The organism is Dyadobacter sp. HNCC25DJ185, assembly GCF_056895195.1.
This window is the reverse complement of the sequence record NZ_JBXHAR010000009.1, coordinates 237,614-257,425: the sequence shown is the minus strand read 5'-3', so window position 1 is coordinate 257,425 and position 19,812 is coordinate 237,614. Positions and strand designations below refer to the sequence as shown.

General features: G+C 45.1%; 17 protein-coding genes and 1 riboswitch. Of the genes, 10 read left to right on the top strand and 7 right to left on the bottom strand.

Annotation, left to right across the window (positions count from 1 at the left end):
- Positions 1-56 precede the first annotated feature (56 nt).
- The 4 genes from AC1XUF_RS25045 to AC1XUF_RS25030 all read left to right on the top strand — a co-directional run bounded on the left by AC1XUF_RS25045 (position 57) and on the right by AC1XUF_RS25030 (position 6,127).
- On the top strand, positions 57-2,696 hold the full coding sequence (locus AC1XUF_RS25045) for a valine--tRNA ligase (protein ID WP_483344596.1): 2,640 nt from the start codon (positions 57-59) through the stop codon (positions 2,694-2,696).
- A 248-nt stretch (positions 2,697-2,944) separates the two neighbouring features.
- Complete coding sequence (gene fbp / locus AC1XUF_RS25040) at positions 2,945-3,940, top strand: class 1 fructose-bisphosphatase (protein WP_483344595.1); 996 nt, start codon at positions 2,945-2,947, stop codon at positions 3,938-3,940.
- A gap of 37 nt (positions 3,941-3,977) precedes the next feature.
- Positions 3,978-5,315, top strand: a complete 1,338-nt coding sequence (locus tag AC1XUF_RS25035; protein ID WP_483344594.1) for a DEAD/DEAH box helicase — start codon at positions 3,978-3,980, stop codon at positions 5,313-5,315.
- A 71-nt stretch (positions 5,316-5,386) separates the two neighbouring features.
- Entirely contained in the window at positions 5,387-6,127 is a 741-nt protein-coding gene (locus tag AC1XUF_RS25030) for a tetratricopeptide repeat protein (RefSeq protein ID WP_483344593.1), read from the top strand.
- A gap of 57 nt (positions 6,128-6,184) precedes the next feature.
- Here the strand turns inward: AC1XUF_RS25030 and AC1XUF_RS25025 are convergent, their stop codons facing one another.
- The gene (locus AC1XUF_RS25025; protein WP_483344592.1) at positions 6,185-7,264 is read right to left on the bottom strand and encodes a YncE family protein; all 1,080 of its coding nucleotides are present in this window, start codon (positions 7,262-7,264) and stop codon (positions 6,185-6,187) included.
- A 56-nt stretch (positions 7,265-7,320) separates the two neighbouring features.
- Entirely contained in the window at positions 7,321-9,261 is a 1,941-nt protein-coding gene (locus AC1XUF_RS25020; RefSeq protein WP_483344591.1) for a TonB-dependent receptor plug domain-containing protein, read from the bottom strand.
- A gap of 68 nt (positions 9,262-9,329) precedes the next feature.
- Positions 9,330-9,530: riboswitch (cobalamin riboswitch) on the bottom strand.
- 60 nt (positions 9,531-9,590) lie between these two features.
- Between AC1XUF_RS25020 and AC1XUF_RS25015 the strand changes: the two genes are divergently transcribed.
- Both AC1XUF_RS25015 and AC1XUF_RS25010 read left to right on the top strand, forming a co-directional pair.
- A complete protein-coding gene (locus AC1XUF_RS25015; RefSeq protein WP_483344590.1) occupies positions 9,591-10,508 on the top strand; it encodes a DMT family transporter in 918 nt (305 codons plus the stop codon).
- Between the two features lie 61 nt (positions 10,509-10,569).
- Positions 10,570-11,133, top strand: coding sequence for a thioredoxin family protein (locus AC1XUF_RS25010; RefSeq protein WP_483344589.1), 564 nt, complete (start codon positions 10,570-10,572; stop codon positions 11,131-11,133).
- Between the two features lie 3 nt (positions 11,134-11,136).
- Here AC1XUF_RS25010 and prfA read toward each other — a convergent pair whose 3' ends face one another.
- Positions 11,137-12,210: a peptide chain release factor 1 gene (prfA, locus tag AC1XUF_RS25005; protein WP_483344588.1), complete on the bottom strand. Its 1,074-nt coding sequence runs from the start codon at positions 12,208-12,210 to the stop codon at positions 11,137-11,139.
- A gap of 137 nt (positions 12,211-12,347) precedes the next feature.
- Between prfA and AC1XUF_RS25000 the strand changes: the two genes are divergently transcribed.
- Positions 12,348-12,929 (top strand): hypothetical protein, encoded by a 582-nt coding sequence (locus AC1XUF_RS25000; protein WP_483344587.1) that lies wholly within the window; start codon positions 12,348-12,350, stop codon positions 12,927-12,929.
- A 90-nt stretch (positions 12,930-13,019) separates the two neighbouring features.
- The gene (locus AC1XUF_RS24995) at positions 13,020-13,628 is read left to right on the top strand and encodes a hypothetical protein (RefSeq protein WP_483344586.1); all 609 of its coding nucleotides are present in this window, start codon (positions 13,020-13,022) and stop codon (positions 13,626-13,628) included.
- Here the strand turns inward: AC1XUF_RS24995 and AC1XUF_RS24990 are convergent.
- A complete protein-coding gene (locus AC1XUF_RS24990) occupies positions 13,623-15,143 on the bottom strand; it encodes a GH3 family acyl-acid amido synthetase (protein ID WP_483344675.1) in 1,521 nt (506 codons plus the stop codon). The genes AC1XUF_RS24995 and AC1XUF_RS24990 overlap by 6 nt on opposite strands.
- A gap of 105 nt (positions 15,144-15,248) precedes the next feature.
- Between AC1XUF_RS24990 and AC1XUF_RS24985 the strand changes: the two genes are divergently transcribed.
- Complete coding sequence (locus AC1XUF_RS24985; RefSeq protein WP_483344585.1) at positions 15,249-16,151, top strand: SAM hydrolase/SAM-dependent halogenase family protein; 903 nt, start codon at positions 15,249-15,251, stop codon at positions 16,149-16,151.
- 12 nt (positions 16,152-16,163) lie between these two features.
- Here the strand turns inward: AC1XUF_RS24985 and AC1XUF_RS24980 are convergent, their stop codons facing one another.
- Both AC1XUF_RS24980 and AC1XUF_RS24975 read right to left on the bottom strand, forming a co-directional pair.
- Positions 16,164-17,039 (bottom strand): aldo/keto reductase, encoded by an 876-nt coding sequence (locus tag AC1XUF_RS24980; RefSeq protein WP_483344584.1) that lies wholly within the window; start codon positions 17,037-17,039, stop codon positions 16,164-16,166.
- A gap of 32 nt (positions 17,040-17,071) precedes the next feature.
- Positions 17,072-17,428, bottom strand: coding sequence for a DNA gyrase inhibitor YacG (locus AC1XUF_RS24975; protein WP_483344583.1), 357 nt, complete (start codon positions 17,426-17,428; stop codon positions 17,072-17,074).
- Between the two features lie 446 nt (positions 17,429-17,874).
- Between AC1XUF_RS24975 and AC1XUF_RS24970 the strand changes: the two genes are divergently transcribed.
- Positions 17,875-18,219 carry a single-stranded DNA-binding protein gene (locus AC1XUF_RS24970; protein WP_483344582.1) on the top strand — a complete coding sequence of 115 codons (345 nt, stop codon included), beginning with the start codon at positions 17,875-17,877 and terminating at the stop codon, positions 18,217-18,219.
- 106 nt (positions 18,220-18,325) lie between these two features.
- On the opposite strand, the gene AC1XUF_RS24965 is transcribed toward AC1XUF_RS24970, so the two are convergent.
- Positions 18,326-19,804, bottom strand: coding sequence for a xylulokinase (locus AC1XUF_RS24965; RefSeq protein ID WP_483344581.1), 1,479 nt, complete (start codon positions 19,802-19,804; stop codon positions 18,326-18,328).
- Between the last annotated feature and the right edge of the window lie 8 nt (positions 19,805-19,812).

Genomic DNA, 19,812 nt, shown 5'->3' with positions numbered 1-19,812 from the left:
ACTTGCCGTCTTTTTAAGATGACCGGTCGCCGGTTGTAGATAAATTTCTGACTACAATGATTTCCAAGACATACGCCCCCCAGGAGATAGAGGATAAATGGTATTCCTATTGGATCGATAACAAATTCTTCCAGTCGAAGCCAAATCCTGATAAGGAACCCTACACCATTGTAATTCCTCCGCCAAACGTCACTGGCGTGCTGCACATGGGGCATATGCTCAATAATACGATCCAGGATATCCTGGTTCGCAAAGCGCGTATGGAGGGAAAAGAGGCATGCTGGGTACCTGGTACCGACCATGCTTCTATTGCTACGGAAGCTAAAGTGGTTGCAATGCTCAAAGAACGGGGGATCAACAAGCGTGATCTTACCCGTGACGAATTTTTGGAATATTGCTGGGAATGGACTCATAAGTATGGCGGTATCATCCTGAAACAACTTCGCAAGCTGGGTGCTTCCTGTGATTGGGACCGTACCCGTTTTACCATGGAGCCGGACCTTTACGACTCGGTTATCGACGTTTTTATTGACCTTTATAACAAAGGAGATATATACCGGGGACATCGGATGGTGAACTGGGACCCACAGGCGCGTACAACGGTCTCCGACGAGGAAGTAATCATGAAAGAGGTCAATCAGAAGCTGGTTTATCTCAAATATCCTTTGGTTAACAAAAACGGTGGCACCGGGGAAGAGGGTATTGTGATAGCAACCACACGCCCTGAGACCATCATGGCCGATGTGGCGATTTGTGTTAATCCTGGTGACGAACGCTATCAGCATTTGATTGGGCAGCTGGTTGCTATTCCGTTAATCAACCGCGCCATCCCCATCATTGCGGACGATTACGTGGAAATGGAATTCGGAACAGGATGTTTAAAAGTGACTCCCGCCCACGATACCAATGACTACGAGTTGGGTAAGAGGCATGACCTTCCCATGATTGATCTGCTCAATGAAGACGGTACACTGAATGACAAGGCACAAATCCTGGTCGGGGAGGATCGTTTCATTGCCCGCAAGAAAATCATCAAATTACTTGAAGAATCTGGCAACCTGATCAAAACGGAGGAATATAAATCCAATGTGGGGCATTCGGAACGGACCAATTCTGTGATCGAACCCAGACTTTCGGAGCAATGGTTTCTCAAAATGGAGAAGATTAGCAAACCGGCTTTAGAGAACGTGATGAATGATACCGTGCAGTTGCTTCCGCCGAAATTTAAGAATACATACCGGCATTGGATGGAGAATGTGAGGGATTGGAACATTAGCCGCCAGCTTTGGTGGGGTCATCGTATTCCCGCTTATTACCTTAATGACGGCACTGTCATTATTGCTAAGTCAAAGAGGGAGGCACTGCGGAAAGCCCAGCATGAATACCAGCTTTTTGCCCTGACGGAAGAAGATATTACCCAAGACCCGGATGTACTTGACACATGGTTTTCGTCCTGGCTCTGGCCTATTTCTGTTTTCAATGGTATTAAAGAGCCTGATAATGAAGATATAAAATATTATTACCCCACCAATGATTTGGTAACTGCCCCCGAAATTCTGTTTTTCTGGGTGGCACGGATGATCATTGCAGGATATGAATACAGAGGTACTTATCCTTTTAAAAATGTTTATCTTACCGGCATTGTCAGGGATAAGCAGGGCAGAAAAATGTCCAAATCACTAGGTAATTCGCCTGATCCAATTGATCTGATTGAGCAATATGGTGCTGACAGTATCCGTACGGGCATGCTTTTTAGCTCACAGGCCGGAAATGATCTGCCTTATGATGAAAAGCTGGTGGAACAAGGCAGGAATTTTGGAAATAAAATATGGAATGCATTCCGGCTGGTCAAAGGCTGGACAGTGGATAGCGAAATACCACAGCCCGACGGTTCTGCGCTCGGTATCCAATGGTTTGAAAGCAAACTCAACCAGACACTGGCAGAGGTACACGACCATTTTTCTAAATTCCGTATTTCGGACGCATTGAATGCGGTGTATAAGCTGATCTGGGATGACTTTTGTGCGCAATATCTGGAAATGATCAAGCCTGGTTTCGAGCAGCCGATCGATTTGAACACTTACGACTCGACACTTGACTTTTTCGACAGACAAATGCGGCTACTTCATCCGTTCATGCCATTCATCAGTGAAGAAATCTGGCAAAATATCATAGAACGTGAAGCGAATGATTCCATTTGCATTGCTCACTTCCCGCAGGCACAAGAAATCAACCAGGCACTATTGAATGATTTCGACATTTTTTTCGAGCTGGTGTCATCCATACGTAACATTCGCAATGCAAAGAACATCAGTCCCAAGATCGCATTGCCCCTTGCTATCAGAACGGAATCAAAGGAACGTTACGACATGCTGTCTTCATTAATTGTCAAGCTGGCGAATGTTGAAACCATTTCCTATATAACAGGAGAGGGTGAGGGGACATCGTTCAGAGTGAAATCGGATGAATTTTTTGTTAACCTCGAGGGAGAAGTTGACGTGGAATCGGAAAAAGAGAACCTTGAAAAGGAACTTGCCTATACCCAGGGCTTTCTGAATTCGGTGATGAAGAAGCTATCGAACGAGCGTTTTGTCCAAAATGCGAAAGGCGATGTCGTTGAAAAAGAGCGGCAAAAACAAGCTGATGCGGAAGCGAAAATGGAAACTTTAAGAGAAGCATTGGCCCGTCTGAACTAAGTTCAAAATTTGTGTCATAATAAAAAAAGCACAGGAATCTATCCTGTGCTTTTTATTTTTTTACTTTTTGGCAAAATATAAAAAGTACAAACCGACGAGGCTATAACTCATTCACCCTTAGGATTAATTGATTATTAAATTGATATATAATTATATTAGTTTTTAAAAAAATTTAATTGCTCGCAGCGCTAGGAATTGTACTAAATGAAGGCGTAAATTTCACTATTCAAACACTTGCTCAACGCCCCATGAATACGAAAACAGCCCAGGAACTTGCATTGCCCGTCGGTGTTACATTAGACAGGTTTATCATGCACAGCCAAAGTGCCTTTCCTTATGCGACCGGAGAACTCTCCCAATTATTGCGCGACATTGCATTGGCGGGAAAGATTATCAACCGCGAGATCAACCGGGCAGGGCTCATCGACATCGCCGGGGGTAATGGTACAGAGAACGTGCAGGGGGAGAACCAGCAGAAGCTCGATATTGTAGCCAATATCCGCTTTATCCGGGCTTTGAAAAATGGCGGCGAGGTTTGTGCGATCCTTTCGGAAGAAGATGAGGATATTATCCATACTGGAAACAACCACGGCAAGTACGTTGTGGCCATGGATCCGCTCGATGGCTCTTCCAATATCGATGTGAATGTTTCGATTGGGACGATCTTTTCAATTTATCGGCGGGTCACGCCTATTAATGAACCGGCGGCCATGGAGGATTTTTTGCAGGGTGGCAGAAAGCAGATTGCCGCAGGCTACATCCTGTACGGGTCGTCGACCATGCTGGTGTATTCTACTGGAGACGGCGTAAACGGTTTTACTTTTGACCATTCGCTGGGGGAATTTATATTGTCCCACAAAAATATCTGCTGCCCGGTTAAGGGGAACATTTATTCGGTAAACGAAGGGCATTACAACAGCTATCCCACATTTGTCCAAAAATATGTGTCCAATTGTAAATCCAGCAATTTCAATGCAAGATATATAGGCTCGCTGGTCGGAGACTTTCACCGGAATCTGTTGAAAGGGGGTATTTATATGTATCCTTCAACCAAAAAAGACCCAAAAGGTAAGCTTCGCTTGTTATATGAATGTTATCCCTTGGCTTTCATCGTGGAAAAATCAGGAGGTAAGGCCAGTGACGGCTTTGGCTGTATTCTTGACATTACTCCGGAGTCATTTCACCAGAGATCACCGATATATATCGGTTCTGCAGAAATGGTGGAAGAGGTTGCCAAAGTATAACGACTGACTGCTATTTTAGTTTTTGTACCTTTGCGGAATGCAAACCACGCAAAACAAATTTGAGCAGTTCAAGCTTAACCGCCAGTTACTCAACGCCATTGAAGAAGCAGGATACACGGAGCCTACCCCGATCCAGGAGCAGGCGATACCGCTTGCATTGGCCGGGCAGGATATTTTGGGCATCGCCCAGACAGGGACGGGCAAAACCGCTGCCTATACGTTACCCTTATTAATGCGCATCAAATACGCCCAGGGCGAACATCCCAGGGCGTTGGTCATGGCTCCTACACGAGAACTGGCGATGCAAATTTCTGAGGCGATTAATCAGCTTAGCAAATATACCGATATCCGGACAGTTGTCCTTTATGGCGGTGTCGGTCCCAAAACACAGATTGAGGCTGTCAGAAAAGGGGTGGATATCATCGTGGCGACCCCTGGCAGGTTTATGGACCTGTATTTCCAGGAAGAAGTGATCGTAAAGCACCTGAATGTAATGGTGCTTGATGAGGCTGACAAAATGATGGATATGGGCTTCATGCCTCAAATCCGTAAGCTTCTTGAAATCATACCTCGCAAGCGGCAGAATATGCTGTTCTCGGCAACCTTCTCTGAAAAAGTAGAGAGGTTATCTCAGGAGTTCCTCGAATTTCCCACAAGAATTGAAGTTACGCCTTCGGCCACTACCGCTGAAATGGTTTCCCAATCTCTGTATGAAGTACCCAATTTTCGCACAAAAATCAATCTCCTGAGTTGTCTTCTCCGTGATCGCGAGACATTCAAACGCGTACTTGTTTTTACGAGAAGCCGGGAGGTAGCAGGTTTGGTACACCAGAATTTACTGGAAACTGTTGTCCGTGAAAATGAGTTGAGGGTGATCCATGCCAATAAGGGACAGAATACCAGGATTAACGCAATGGATGCTTTCAGAGCAGGAGATGTACGGGTGATGGTCGCCACTGACGTTGTCGCGCGCGGAATTGACATTACTGAAGTGAGTCATGTGGTTAATTTCGATGTTCCCTTGATCTATGAGGATTATGTACATCGTATCGGTCGCACCGGCAGGGCCAATCATGTGGGGGAGGCAATCACTTTTATGACGATGGCAGATGAATATCACATCGCGAAGATCGAAAAGATGATCCGCATGGAAATTCCTCGGAAAGAATTACCTGACGATGTAGAAATTACACCGACGCCAGTGAGCGAACGTCAGGACATGTTAAGGGAAATAGATAATCAAAAAAGGAAGGAAGATCCGACCTTTCTGGGGGCATTTCATGAGAAGAAAAAGGTATACAGGCCTGCTCAAAAGTACACCGAAAAAGGTAACCAAAACCGCCGGAATGGGCACGGAAGAAGTAAAAGAAAATAATGCAATACTATTTAAACAAAACCGTTTAACTTGGACAATAGAAAACCTGTTTCTCTATTTTTAAGTCATTTATGAAAGATTTTGTTGTTGTTTGGCTTGCTATTATAACACCCGCAATTGGCTTGGCTCAAAACACCCATCTCGCGAGCGCCGGTCCGAACTCGGACACAAATGTTACTTCAAAGAAGCCGCTCGAACTCAAAGAAAGACGTATACTTCCCTTGTTTGGGGAGATCAGCAAAACCTCGGAGCAAATCGACGAGGAGATAAAATTTCTCAGCGAGTGTGACAAGTCATTCTCCAGCCGTACAGAAGCCAGCAGCTTTTTTGCAACCCGTGCCTGGGAATATTTACAGGAAGGTTCATTGGATACTGCTTGCTATAGGTTCAACCTGGCCCAGTTACTGAACGATAAAAATGTGGAAGCTTACTGGGGTTTGGGTGTCGTTTCTTACCAGAGAGAAAACTGGGTGGATGCCAAGCGAATGCTGAACAAGGGAATAAGCCTGCAAGGAGAGAATGTTCCGCTCTTAGTGGACTTGTCGACTGTTGATTTGAAGTTGTATGCAATTACGAGTCGTAAGGAAGAATTGGATGAAGCAGCGGAATTGCTGAAAAGGGCTACTACAATAGATTCAACTTATGCTTTGGGGCAATACAATCTGGCATTGTTACATTACAACCTCAATGAATTGGATAAATCATGGGAGCACCTGCACAAGGGCAGATCACTGGATTTCTCGCAATTGAACCTGGATTTTGTAGAGCTACTAAAAGCTAAAATGCCGGATCCGCAGGGATTTTTCAAGTAGGGTTTTAAGATATCAATAAAAGGCAAGCCTCCCGGATCTCCAGGAGGCTTGCCTTTTTTATTTGAAAACAAAACCAGTTGGGGCAACACCTACCTTAATAGAATCCACCAGTGTCCCATCGGCACGATAGCGGATTGCATATCCGGCTTGTGCGTAAGACGGTGTTACAGCAGCGTAAATTAAACTCTGGGCCGGATCAACTGATAATCCTGAGAAATAACGCTTGATAACAGGGGTAGTCACATTGATTTGCGAATCTGTAACGCCGAATTTGTAAGTTTCACCGTGGCTGACGTAGTTGGCGTCGAAGTAAGAAAGGACAAAGAAAATGGTTTTCAAATCGGAGCTCATCGCAAAGTTCCCTGCAGATTTGGAAGCATCAGTACCTATGGCAAGCGAAGTTTCAGCAACATAGGTATCCGTGTTGATTTTCACCGCCTTTAATCCGGCACCCGCCCATAGTTTACCATTTGCATCAATGCCGATCGGTGTCACCGGACCATCCAGAACAACTGTTTTTGCCACTTCGTCCGTGGAGGTATTGATCACTGTGAGTGATTTTCCGCCCCCATAAGAAACAGTCCCGACAAAAAGTTTTCCATTGCTGTAAACCAGGTTTTCAGGGCCGCTCAGGATATCAATTTTCTTTGTAACCTTTTTGGTTGTCAAATCAATCACTGCAATGTATCCGGTTTTATAGGAGTAGTCAGCATTTGTGCCCCAGCAGGAGACGTAAGCCTTGTTGACCCCCACTGTGACAATTTCGCGAGGGTTTTCAATGTCAGGGGATCCGATAGTACCCTCGCTGGCAAATGTATTTGCATTCACAATTTCCACTTTGTCCTGACCAACCGCAGAGTTGTCGACCAATATTAAGCCCTGTTCGCCAGCGGTAGCATAACCTTGTACACCGCCCTTCAAGGCTGTTCCATTAACTTTTGAAAAAATGTCTGCTTCGGCGGCGTTCTGTTCTCTTTTCAAAAAGGACACGGCGCCGTTATTCTGGGAAAAATTGCCTTCATTGATGACAAAAACACCGCTCACATAATCGCCCTTAGGATCAGGGTCACTTTGGTTACAAGACCATGCTAATATGACTAATAATGATGCTGCTAATCGGGTAAGTTGTTTTTTCATGTTTGTTTAATTGATTTTAGAAAGATTTTTGCCCTTTAAAACGGGACTTTGGACTATTAAAAAGCTCTTTTACGGGTCGGGGTGATAGCGGACCTGGAATGATAATTTACAATCAGGCTTACCAAGAAGCTTCTTCCCGGCATCGCATTGTTTCTTACATTGAGGTAAAAGGCATTGGCGACGTTGTTCACTTGGCCCTGTAATCGCATGGAAACCCTGCTCCACAAAAAGGTTGTTTCGGCCAATAGATTTGCGAGCGTATAACCGGGCAGATACTGCGAGTTGTCGAAGGTGCTGAAACGCCTGCTTATGGTCTGTACCTGCGCAGTGAGCCGGGTGCTTTTGTACTGAATAAATGCATTGATATTTCCGGAGTTCTTGGGTACAAAAACCAGTTGCTTTCCGATTACATCGGAGGAGTAGGCATCGTATGCTTTCTCCTGTGTGCTTCGATTAAATGCATATCCGACATCAGCCCCTGACATCCATGGCTGATCGTTATTGCGCCATCCCAATTGTAATTCAAATCCCCTAGCGAGTACCTGCTGCAAGTTCTCAACATGGTAGCTCTTCACCGGATTCCAGTAAGTCCAGTTTTTAACCCGATTGTGGTAGGTGGTTACGGAAGTTGTCAAATATTGCCTGTCATTCATCTGGTAATGTTGTTCCAGGCCAATTTCCTTATTCCAAGCGGTTTCGGGTTTGATATCAGGATTACCAAGGTCTTTCCAATAGCGTTCATTTAAAGTCGGCACCCGGTAACTTCTGGCGTACGAAGCTTTCAGTTTAAGCGCGTAGGCCGCTTGCCGTAATAACTGGTATTCAAGCCCCAGTGATGGCGTGAAAGGCGGGTTGTACCTGGTTATCAATGCCTGCCTGATGTTTGCTGAGACCAATAGGCGGGATGCAGGTTGCCAGCGTGTCAGCAAAAAAAGGTCTCCTCTGTTCTCCGTGATGACTGGCTCACGATAGCCCGCAATCAGTGCCCGATAATGGGTCCATTCGCCGCCAGCTTTTATTTGCAGATCATTTTTTGCTTTTCCCAGAGGCCATTGGAAATCCTTTTCGACCCGATTGGAAAATTTGTCGGTCAACGCATGGTCGGGATGGGTGAAATCGCCTTTGGCATAGTCGATGATGTCCCGAACCCAGGATGTCCTCCATGTTAAACTCCGTATTCTGTACCGGAGCATCGTTCGATATGCCTCGGTTAGTGTGAGCTCGCGGCCTGCCATATCGTTCGGCGTTAAGGTCAGCCGGTTGCTTGTCACCCAAATATGTGCTGATATTTCCTGTTCATTTTTAGATTGAAAGAACAAATCCTGTACTATTCCCTGCTGCCTCGTCTCTGAGCCAAGTACTGTATAACTTCTTCTTTCGGAATACGGAAAATGATTTCTCATTTCACCGTGGTAGGCCGACGTCTTGCCGGAAAATTTCCACTTGCTGCCTATCCAGGCGCCGTATTTGGCTGAAACCTGGGTCTGGCTGTTATCAAAGCTTTCCTGCTGTCTGCCTATCGATACATTCAACCGGTTGGCGAAAGGTGTACTTTCCAGTAAAATACTTCCTCCAACTGCGTCTGTCCCCACCGCGCTGGCAGCAGAGCCATATTGCACAGACAGTTTATCGAACCCCATGACGGGAACGGTCGAGAAGTCTGTTTGTCCCAATGAAGGAGAATTAATATTGACTCCATTCCACAAAACCGCCGTATGGTTTGCAGAAGTACCCCTGAAAGATGCTGTGTTGAGTTGTCCGGGGCCGTAGTTTTTAAACGCTATAGGCGTGTAGGCCGAGAGCAGATTGCTGATATTTTGAAATTGGTATTGAGCCAGCGCGGCAGAATCAAATCGCTGGATCGTCAGGCCACTCATGAATTTTTCCGGTACAAAACCCCTGACTGTTACAGGTTCCAAACGAATGGTGTCACGTTGTGCATGGACACGAGCAGACAGAAAAAGCCCTGCCCCCGCACAAAAAATAACAATAAACATCCGGTCGATGATCACCTGAGTGCTATAATGGATTAGCGTACGATCCGTTGTCTTTCCTCCGAAGAATACTCAGATCCAATATGCTGGCAGGTCTCCTGGCTCGTCTTTTGATCCCGTGCCTTCCCGTTTACATGAAACAGTGGCTAAGAAGATCGGGTCAATGATTACAGACTTACAGTTGCGGGGACAGCTTCCGGTTCAACGGAATTCCCTATTAAGCCTCAGGGCTGTTTTGAATCAGCCTCGGCACCAAACGCCGCAAAGTTAGGGAATTGAATTGATTTTAGACTCTATGCATTATCCGTTATCTTTGGCCAAAATTCAATTTTTTGGCTGCTACCTCCGAAAACCTCCCCGTTAATTCCTCTCAAAAAGGCATCTACTTAATGCTTGGAGCGGCTTTTTTCTTTGCACTGACTTCTGCGATTTCGAAGTGGCTGGGATCGGAATTTCACATTGTACAGCTCGTTTTTTTTAGAAATATTGTTGGTGTCGTTTTTATATTTACCAGCATCCTGCGCAGGCCACTCCGGCAGCAAGGCGGGAAACTTGGGCTTTTGATTTTCAGGGGCGTGGTGGGTACATTGTCCCTCTATATGCTTTTTTATGCCATTCAGACATTGGGATTAGGAAGGGCTTCCACCTATCAATACACTTATCCCATTTTTCTTGCACTGTTTTCCTGGCTGCTTATCGGAGAAACTTTAAATTCCAAGGAATGGACGGCAATCTTCATCGGGTTTACCGGAATCTTGTTTGTTTTTCGCCCTGACCTCTCCATTTCGTTTAGAGATAATGCATTGGGTTTGGGTAACGCGCTGCTTACGGCGGTTTCTTACTTATCGATCCGTCAATTGGGGGCAGTATATGATACGAGGGCCATCATACTATCTTTTATGCTGAGCGGGATACTGATGCCTGTTGCTTCTATGCTGATAGGGACTTATTACCCGATAGAAAACCTCGACTTCCTGATTGGCACATTCAAATGGCCGGAGCGCTCCACGCAATGGTTTGGTTTTCTTGCCTTGGGACTAACTGCCCTGATGGGGCAAAAAATGCTTACGCAATCTTTTACCTTCGATAAGGCGGGCCGGGTGGCAGCAGTCGGTTATTCCAATATTCTTTTTTCCGTACTGATTGGTTTCTTGATGGGGGAATCGTTTCCATCGATTTCAATGCTGATCGGAATGGTGCTTATTATAGCAGGTGGGATACTTGTTTCATTTGCGAAAAGGAGGAATTAGACTTTTGATTCTTAAATAGTAATTATTTTGTTTAGTAACTTGTTAGCTGGAAAATCAAAGTATGATGAAAGCATTCCTGATCACTTCATTTTTGCTCCTTTTGACCCTGGGCATCTCGACCGGCTTCCGGTCCGATTCTTCCGATCGGCCTGCGGAGGAAATTCAGTGGCTCACAATTGAAGAGGCGTATGTGAAAATCCAGAAGGAGCCACGGAAAGTGATGATCGATTTATATACCGATTGGTGTGGCTGGTGTAAAGTAATGGACCGTGAGACTTTCAAAAATAAAGCTGTAGTCGATTACGTCAATAAAAAATATTATGCAGTGAAGCTCGACGCGGAGCAAAAGGAGGCTATTGAACTCGGCGATCAGCATTTCAAGTATCTTGCCCAAGGCGGAAGGGGTATCAACGAAATAGCCTTAGCGCTTACCAACAATCAGCCCAGTTTTCCCACGACTGTTTTTTTGGATGATAAATTCAACATGATCCAACCATTGCCCGGCTATCTGAAAGCCAAGGAATTTCATCAGATCATCACCTTCATCGGCGGCGATTATCATAAGAAGGAAGCCTTTGAAACTTACAAGGCAAAAACTTACACTCAGCTTTATCCTGCCAAGTAAGTTCTAAACCGTTTCGCCCTCCTGCATCCTTTCGGCATTTTCGGCAATGCGCAGTCTTTCAATAAACTCGGCAATATCACCCTCCATGACGGCTGGCAGATTGTAAACTGTGTATCCAATCCGGTGATCGGTAATACGGCTTTGCGGGTAATTGTAGGTGCGGATTTTGTCGGAGCGATCGCCGCTCCCAACCATGGACTTACGCTGGGAACTGATCGCATCGTTGTGCTCTTTCAGTTTTATTTCATATAATCTCGAACGTAAAACACTGAGTGCCCGGTCCTTGTTTTTTAATTGGGAACGTTCATCCTGGCAACTGACCACAAGTCCCGATGGAATGTGCGTCAGACGAACCGCAGAATAGGTGGTATTAACAGATTGTCCGCCGGCACCGGATGATTGAAATGTATCAACGCGGACATCATTCATATTGATTTGGACGTCGACTTCTTCGGCTTCCGGCAAAACGGCGACCGATGCTGCCGAGGTATGGATACGGCCCTGTGATTCTGTCTGAGGGACACGCTGCACCCGGTGCACACCCGATTCGAACTTCATTTTTCCATAAACATCCTCACCTTCTACCTTACAGATAATTTCTTTATACCCGCCATTGGTACCCTCCGTAAAATCCATGATAGACGACCGCCAGCCCATTTTTTCAAAAAACCGCTGGTACATCCGGAACAAATCCCCGGCGAAAATCGCTGCTTCGTCCCCCCCGGTCCCCCCCCTGATTTCCAGGATGATATTCCGGCTATCGTTAGGGTCTTTTGGGATTAACAACTCTTTGATAGACTGTTCCAGTTCTTCCAGCTTGGGAGCCAGCTCGTCGAGCTCTTCCTTGGCCATTTCTCTCAACTCCTCGTCCTTTTCGGTAGCAATCAATTCTTTCGTGCCGGCAATATCCTTCTGAATTTTCAGGTACAAATTGTATTGTTCAACAATCTTTCCCAGATCCTTGTATTCTTTGCTAATTTTGGAGTACCGGGCCGAATCCGATACAATTTCAGGTTGTATGATTTGTTGCGAAACTTCTTCGAAACGTTCTTTTATAGCTTCTAATTTATCGATCATCTTGAATGGATATCTTTGGCACGAGCCTTTTGGGCCACAAAGATACGTATTTTAGGGAAATGAATATTTTCGGGCCATTGCAGGTATCCTTGAATTTCAAGTGCTGACCCAATACTTATGAAACCAAATTCTATCAAATGAAAAGACTCCTGAGTGCTGTTTTAATGGCTATCGTGCTGAGCGGATGTGATTCGGGTGGCCGCGTGGGGAATACTAAGGAGCTCAATAACGAAATCAAAGCGTCGCAGATCAAGCGTGTCACCAATACACAACTGGTTTATTCAGCAAATGAATGGGGCAAGAAGATTGCGCAGATTTCGGAGAAATCGCTTAACGAGCGGCTCAGAAAAAATCCGGATCAAGCCGACAGCCTTTGCAAAGACTTTAGCAAAATTCCTGTAGTGGCTGCGCTGGAAAAAGAGTATGGCGTTAGAGTTGAGCTGCTGGGTATAAATGACCTGAAAAACCCGGAACTCGCAATTAAGGAACGGGAGATATTGGATGCTTATCTTTTCAGTGCCAAAAACAAGTCGGCCGCCGGAGATAACCTGCAGCAATTGAATGATACGCTTCTGGTTTACAATGCGCCGCTTGGAGCGGAAAGTCCGGTTTGTAAGGCGTGCATGAAAAATCAGGCCATGCCTTTTGCTGTCTGGCGACTCTTATTCAGCAAAAAGGAAATCATCCGCAAGCTGGATGTCAAGCAGTTAAGGAATTGAGTTAACCGTTGGTTTTTGAATAACCTTAGGAACAATTTTTTAAACAGAGAATGTGCGTCCGAGCTATACCTTCGGATTGCCCTTCCCAGTATGATAACTACCTCACCGAATATATTGCCCGAAAGAGACCTGATGTCATTCAGAGCTAATAAAACCATCCCCAAAGTCATTGAAAAAGAGGTTTTGAAAGCCTTGTCATTTTATCCCGAGTTAAAGAATACCTGCATTCATTTTGTATTTAAACAAAAGATCAGAAAGTCGGTTATGCAGGCGCAGCCCAAGTTTGATACCATGTTTAAGGCAAAAAGGGAATATAATATTAATATCAGCGCGCTGTTTCGGCTGACTACTTCTGCTATACCGATTCATAAGATACCGACTGAAATCATGATAGGCTGGCTGGGGCACGAGCTAGGCCATATTATGGATTATCAGAGTCGGACGATAGCAGGTATGGCGCGATTTGGGTTGGGCTACCTGTTTTCGGCCAGATATGTCCGAAAGGCAGAAAAAGTGGCAGATACCTATGCCGTAAACCACGGCCTTGGAAGCTACATCCTGCAAACGAAGCGTTTTATCCTCAACCACGCCAATCTTTCTGAGAAGTACAAGCGGAAGATTGCCCGCCTATACCTTTCGCCAGACGATATCGTGGAACAGGTTCGGAAGCTGGAAGCAACGCAAGCTAAAAGATCATAGGTTTTTCTCGACAAAGGCCGCAAATTCCAAAAATTCAGGTTCTTTCATCACCCTCGGTATTTTTACCTGCCCACCAAGCTTCTTTGTTTCTTCACTCCATTTGTAAAAAATCTCCTCGGGGATGAGTTCCACCTCAATCCCTTTCAATGCCCGGCTTCTTGCGACATTGTAGTTTTTGTTGTTTTCTTTTAAAGTTTTGTCCAGTGACTCCGCTATTTTGATTTTGTCAGGGAATTTGTCGCAGCTTAAAAACCATTTGTGGATGTATTCCTGGTCCCGGTGCACAGCCGCTACAATAAACTCTTTGATAACAATATCATATTCATTCTCAACGACCCGCAAACCGTCATTCATCTGATTGACTGAAAGCTGCGACCCCACAACATTCAGGAAGTGCTTGGTTCGTCCGGTAATCCTGATTTCTGCCTTTTCCTTATCCGTAATAGTTACAGTATCTCCGATCATATACCTCCAGGCGCCGGAAACCGTTGAGATTAGCAGGACATATTCCACATTTTCCTCGGCATCAGCCAGTGCGTAGGCCTTCGCTCCGGGCCTTACCAACCCGTCCTCGTCTACCGAATCCCCATGAAAGGGTACAAATTCGTAAAAGATCCCATTGTCCGGAAACAATGCCATTGAAGAAGTATCCGGACGTTTCTGGATAGCAATAAATCCTTCCGAAGCCAGGTAAGTATCAATGTAAATAAGTGGATGTGCGAAAAGTTTTTCCAGGCTTTTTCGGTAAGGTTCGAAAGCCACGCCACCAGTTGTATAAACCATTAGATTGGGCCAAATTTCATGTATATTGCTGATATTGTGGTATTTAATTACCTCTTTTAGCATCAGCTCAACCCAGGAAGGGATTCCTGAAATACATCCTATATCCCAGCTTGCCGCTGCTTCCGCTATTTTTCTGATTTTTTCGTCCCAATCGGAAATGCCTGCGATTTCGCGGCCCGGTTTATAAAATCCGCCAAACCACGTAGGCAGGTTTGCCGCACTTATTCCGCTTATTTCTCCTTCTTTATGATCGTTTTTTTCAATCAGGCTAGTGCTGCTGCCAAGCATTAAGATTTGTTTTGTAAAAAAGTCACCCGGCAGATTGAATGCATTGATATTTGTAATTTCTGAAATTCCGGCTTTGCGTATTGCCGCTAGCATATCGTCGGTCACCGGGATATGCTTGCTGTTGCTTGTGGTTCCGCTACTCAATGCGAAGTATTGCTGACCACCCGGCCAAGTGACATTCTGATGACCTTCGAGCAGGTAGTGCCACCAGTCCGCGTTCATTTTATCATAATCATGAACGGGAATTCTGGATTGGTATTCAGCTATGATATCCTCACTTTCCAAGATCTCATTGAATTGATAGGCTTTGCCAAAGGCAGTTAACCTGGCTGTTTCCAATAGATTTTTAAGCACTTTTTCCTGCGCTTTCACGGGATCAGGCTCATTGATGATCATTCCCGTAAAGTCAATTGCTTTTTTAATAAGCTCTCCAATAACAGCCATCTGTGGTAAGGTTCTGATTAATTCCATTGTGGTTTGTCCGGCGAATTTCAAAAAGTCGTGCCACGTTTTTTTAACTTTGTGAAGACACAATACCAGTCACTGTATATGAAAGATGTTATGGTTGCACTTTTCCGATCAGGCTTTTTGCTGCTTTTTTCAGTTGCCTCATTTGCACAGAATAATATTCTGGTTTTTCAATCCGATTTTGGGCTGAAGGATGGTGCTGTTTCAGCAATGAAAGGTGTAGCGGCAGGGGTTTCGCCGGATATCAAATTGTACGATGTAACCCACGAAATTCCTGCTTACAACATTTGGGAGGCATCCTACCGATTGGTACAGACCGCTCCTTACTGGCCTGCCGGGACTGTTTTTGTCTCAGTGGTTGATCCCGGGGTTGGCACCAAGCGAAAATCAGTAGTTTTGTTGACTAAGACAGGGCATTACTTTGTAACCCCGGATAATGGGACACTCACACTGGTAGCGGAACAAATGGGGGTTCAGGAGATCCGTGAAATCGACGAAGCGATAAACCGCCGAAAAAATTCAGGTGAATCATACACTTTTCACGGACGGGATGTTTACGCTTTTACCGGTGCGCGGCTGGCATCAAAGGTGATTTCTCTGAATGAAGTGGGCGAGAAACTTCCCAATCAGGTGGTTTCTATTCCTTACCAAAAACCGACTTTTGAAAAAGGAGAAGTCATTGGCGGAATCCCTATTCTGGATATTCAGTATGGTAACGTGTGGACGAATATCGATAAAAGCGTTTTTAGCAAATTGAATATAAAGACAGGCGAAAACGTGAACGTCAGGGTCTTTAGAGAAAATAAGAAAGTCTACGAAGACAAAGTACGATTCGTTAATACATTCGGTGAAGCGAAAGAAGGGGAAAATGTAGGCTACTTCAACAGTCTGCTCAACTTTTCTCTGGCCATTAACATGGGTAACTTTTCAGAAAAATACCAGGTATTCAGCGGAAACGATTGGAGGATTGTTTTGAGTAAATAAAGATAAAAACGGTTATTTACCCGTCGCCTGGTAGATCTCGTACCAATCCTCCTTGCTCAATGCGATGTCCGACGCGCTTGCGCCGTTCCGGATGCGGGATTCCGACAGCGAACCGATGATCGGAAGGGTACCTAATTTCATCAGCCAAGCCACGGCAGTTTGCTCAATGTTGGCATCGTATTTCTTACCGATTTCTTCCAGTTTGGCCCGCAAACGCACCGCCTTATCATCGGTACCATGCAGGATTTTGCCTCCGGCAAGGGGAGCCCAGGCCAAAGGTTTGCTAAAACTTTGTTTGATGAAATCAATTCTTCCGTCTTCGATGGAGGAAGTGTTCATCAAGTTCAACTCGATATGGTTTGTGACAATTGGAATTCGGAGGTAAGATGCGAGCAGCTGGTGCTGGAAGACTGTAAAATTTGCTACACCAATATGTTTCGTTTTTCCGGACTTCACAATTTCAGCCAGGGCGGTAGCCGTTTCTTCCGGATCAGACAGGAAATCACTTTGGTGCAACAGAAAAATGTCCAGATAGTCCGTCTTCAGGCGTTTCAAAGAACCATTGATACTGTTGACAATATGGTCACGGGAAGTATCGTAATAAGAAAGTCGTTTGTTTGCTGATTTTCGGATCCCACACTTGCTGAAAAGCACAATGTCTTCGCGTTTGAACGATCTGTTTTGAATGATTTTTCCAAAATGTTCTTCAATCGTAAGATTCCCGTAGATATCAGCGTGGTCAAAGGTATTGATGCCCAGTTCAAGACACAAATTCACTGTTTTTTCAATCTGCGAAGTAGTAATGGCACCTTCGTCCGTCCATCTCCAGAAACCATAAATTGCTTCCGATACTTTGGGGCCTGAATCACTGAGGCTTACTTTTTTCATTCGGTATTGGGTTGAAATCGTTGCAAAAATATCTATTTCTCGAGACGTTTAGCCCTTACAATGAGATAAAAATCGTTTTCGAGTTCCAGGTAGCCGTAATCATATACGAAATGGTAAATGCTCCCTTTCAAGGTGGGCCGCAAATTGGTGATGAGATTGAAATCAAATCCCTTTCCGATTAAGGCATTTTTTGTGGTTTTGGATTTGTCTTCCGGGCAAAGTTCTTCGAGTATCCTCCGGTTCTTCCGAAGCTGGTTGTTCATGTTCCTTACGATATTGTAAGAATCTGAATTGAGCCGGTTATTGTAGCTGTTCCGGCACATATCTGAGCAGAATTTCTTATCTACCCGTCCCATCAGAGGTTTCCCGCATTCCAGGCAATTCTTCATTTTTATTCGTTTAGTCAAACCTTTCCAAGGGTTTGTACAGTGTGCATATGTCTCTTTTCGCAATATATAAATTCATTTGTTGGTTTCATAAAGGCAACTATCTACCTGATGGGCCAAAGAGAAGATTGGTCTTAACTGTGTGCTTAGTTCTTGTTTTCCTACTAAACATCCCATAATCCGAAAGCACTCCCACATATATGTATATGCAGGAGATGAGCATGGAAACCAATCATTGGACTAAGGGCTGCAGTGTAAGCCGCCCGGTTTACTTCTTTGCCCATCTGGTATCGAGGCACCTTGTAAAATCTTGTTTTCCGATTGCAAATGCTTTTACCCGACTGCAATCATTTAAAACCCAAATCAAGTTTTGGAAATCCCTCACATTTGCAATGCCGATTTCAAGAAACGGTATAGACCATTATTATCACTTTTAAACACTAAAAAACATGAATTCAGTGAAATTGATCGGAAATGTAGGACGTGAAATAAACGTGAGGGAATATGATGGAGGAAGAGTTACTTCTTTCTCATTGGCAACCAATGAAACTTACCTCAATAAAAACAAGGAAGAAGTGAAAAGCACTGTCTGGCATACGATCGTTGCCTGGGGGCAACTGGCGCAGCGTTGCGAAAAATTCCTCGAGAAAGGGAAAATGGTGCTGATAGAGGGCCGGCTCAGTTACCGGGTATATCAGAACAAAGAAAATCAATCCGTAAAAGTCGCGGAAATAGTGGCGTTTAAAGTGGAAGAATACAGCAAAACCCAAGATGCGATTGCGGCTTCAAATTGACATTTTTTGCGATCGTGTTTGGTGGATTGGCAACAGGATTAGGAGCAAAATAGTGTTCGGTCCCATTCATGGGCTTTAAAGGACAGAATGAGACCGGAATTAAATGCTAATATTCAAGTTGCTGTTTCCAGTTGTGGTAGGCTTCTTTGGTTCTTGCTGTCAGGTCAGGTTGCGGTTCAATGGTTTGTAAGGCGGATAGGCCGGTAAAGGCCTCCGACCGGTTTTTGTAATACCCGAGCCCGAAACCTGCCGCCCGTGCTGCACCTTGTGCACCGTCGGTGTTGTAAAGCTCTACAGTAGCACCCGAAACGTTGGCAAACGTTTCTCTGAAAACGGGGCTAAGAAACATATTTGCTTCTCCTGCTCTGATGTTTTTCAAAGAAACACCTACGGTCTCCATAATTTCCATACCGTAATACAGAGCAAAGACAATGCCTTCCTGGGATGCCCTGGTGTAATGGCTCAATCCATGACGACTAAACTGTAGTCCTTTGAAAGTGCCGCCCGGATCCTGATTTTGAAGCATCCGTTCGGCGCCGTTACCGAAAGGAAAACACAGCAGACCATCTGATCCGACAGGGGCCTGTGAGGCGATCCGGTTCATTTCAGGATAAGATATATGGCCCTGAAAAAGCGCATTCCGAAGCCAGCCGTTCAAGCTGCCCGTGCCATTTACACATAATAAAACACCATAGCGGGGGGAACTTGAAATCGGGTTCACGTGCAAGAAAGTGTTGACCCTGGATTGCGGGTCAAATTTGATCTGGTCACTTACACCATAAACTACGCCAGAAGTTCCGGCTGTAGCGGCCACTTCTCCGGGTTCAAGGACATTAAGGGAAAAGGCGTTGTTAGGTTGGTCCCCTGCGCGGTATGTAACAGGAATGCCGGTACGCAACCCTAATGACACTGCCGCTTCGGCTGTTACTTTGCCTTGTTCGGAAAATGTCGGCAGCACTTCCGGAAGGATGGCAGGGTCAAAACCAAAATAGTTAAGCATAAAATCGGCAGGCCTTTGATTGACGAAATCCCAGAAGATGCCCTCTGATAATCCAGACGGGGTAGTTGCAATTTCACCTGTCATACGCATAGCCAGATAGTCGCCAGGTAACATGAACTTATATACCTTCGCAAAAACATCCGGCTCATTCTGCTTTACCCAGCCGAGTTTGGAAGCCGTGAAATTGCCCGGGGAATTCAGCAAATGAGGGAGAACATATTCTTCTCCAAGTGTATCCATAGCATTGTTACCGACCTCTACAGCACGGCTGTCACACCAGATGATAGATGGCCTGAGCACATTTAATTCCTCATCTATAACTACCAGCCCATGCATTTGATAAGAAATCCCGATCGCCCCGACTTCGTCAGGAGAAATTCCAGCCTTTTGAATGACTGATCGGGATGCAAGGCAAGCATTTTCCCACCACATTTCCGGCTGTTGTTCGGCAAAGCCCGGTTTGGGAGAGGATATCGTCATTTCACGTTCAGGATAAAATGCAGAGGCAACTACAGAACCCGAATCTGCCTGCATTAAGCATGCTTTAACAGAAGAGCTGCCTAAATCAAACCCAAGAAAATACATTGTTATAA

Excerpts from the sequence above, each read along its gene's own strand:
- AC1XUF_RS25000 (WP_483344587.1), top strand. The coding sequence starts at position 12,348 with ATGAAAAGACTCCTGAGTGCTGTTTTAATGGCTATCGTGCTGAGCGGA.
- prfA (WP_483344588.1), bottom strand. The coding sequence starts at position 12,210 with ATGATCGATAAATTAGAAGCTATAAAAGAACGTTTCGAAGAAGTTTCG.
- AC1XUF_RS25020 (WP_483344591.1), bottom strand. The coding sequence starts at position 9,261 with ATGTTTATTGTTATTTTTTGTGCGGGGGCAGGGCTTTTTCTGTCTGCT.
- AC1XUF_RS24970 (WP_483344582.1), top strand. The coding sequence starts at position 17,875 with ATGAATTCAGTGAAATTGATCGGAAATGTAGGACGTGAAATAAACGTG.
- AC1XUF_RS24965 (WP_483344581.1), bottom strand. The coding sequence starts at position 19,804 with ATGTATTTTCTTGGGTTTGATTTAGGCAGCTCTTCTGTTAAAGCATGC.
- AC1XUF_RS24995 (WP_483344586.1), top strand. The coding sequence starts at position 13,020 with ATGATAACTACCTCACCGAATATATTGCCCGAAAGAGACCTGATGTCA.
- AC1XUF_RS24990 (WP_483344675.1), bottom strand. The coding sequence starts at position 15,143 with ATGGCTGTTATTGGAGAGCTTATTAAAAAAGCAATTGACTTTACGGGA.
- AC1XUF_RS25025 (WP_483344592.1), bottom strand. The coding sequence starts at position 7,264 with ATGAAAAAACAACTTACCCGATTAGCAGCATCATTATTAGTCATATTA.
- AC1XUF_RS24980 (WP_483344584.1), bottom strand. The coding sequence starts at position 17,039 with ATGAAAAAAGTAAGCCTCAGTGATTCAGGCCCCAAAGTATCGGAAGCA.
- AC1XUF_RS24975 (WP_483344583.1), bottom strand. The coding sequence starts at position 17,428 with ATGAAGAATTGCCTGGAATGCGGGAAACCTCTGATGGGACGGGTAGAT.
- fbp (WP_483344595.1), top strand. The coding sequence starts at position 2,945 with ATGAATACGAAAACAGCCCAGGAACTTGCATTGCCCGTCGGTGTTACA.
- AC1XUF_RS25010 (WP_483344589.1), top strand. The coding sequence starts at position 10,570 with ATGATGAAAGCATTCCTGATCACTTCATTTTTGCTCCTTTTGACCCTG.
- AC1XUF_RS25045 (WP_483344596.1), top strand. The coding sequence starts at position 57 with ATGATTTCCAAGACATACGCCCCCCAGGAGATAGAGGATAAATGGTAT.
- AC1XUF_RS25030 (WP_483344593.1), top strand. The coding sequence starts at position 5,387 with ATGAAAGATTTTGTTGTTGTTTGGCTTGCTATTATAACACCCGCAATT.
- AC1XUF_RS25035 (WP_483344594.1), top strand. The coding sequence starts at position 3,978 with ATGCAAACCACGCAAAACAAATTTGAGCAGTTCAAGCTTAACCGCCAG.
- AC1XUF_RS24985 (WP_483344585.1), top strand. The coding sequence starts at position 15,249 with ATGAAAGATGTTATGGTTGCACTTTTCCGATCAGGCTTTTTGCTGCTT.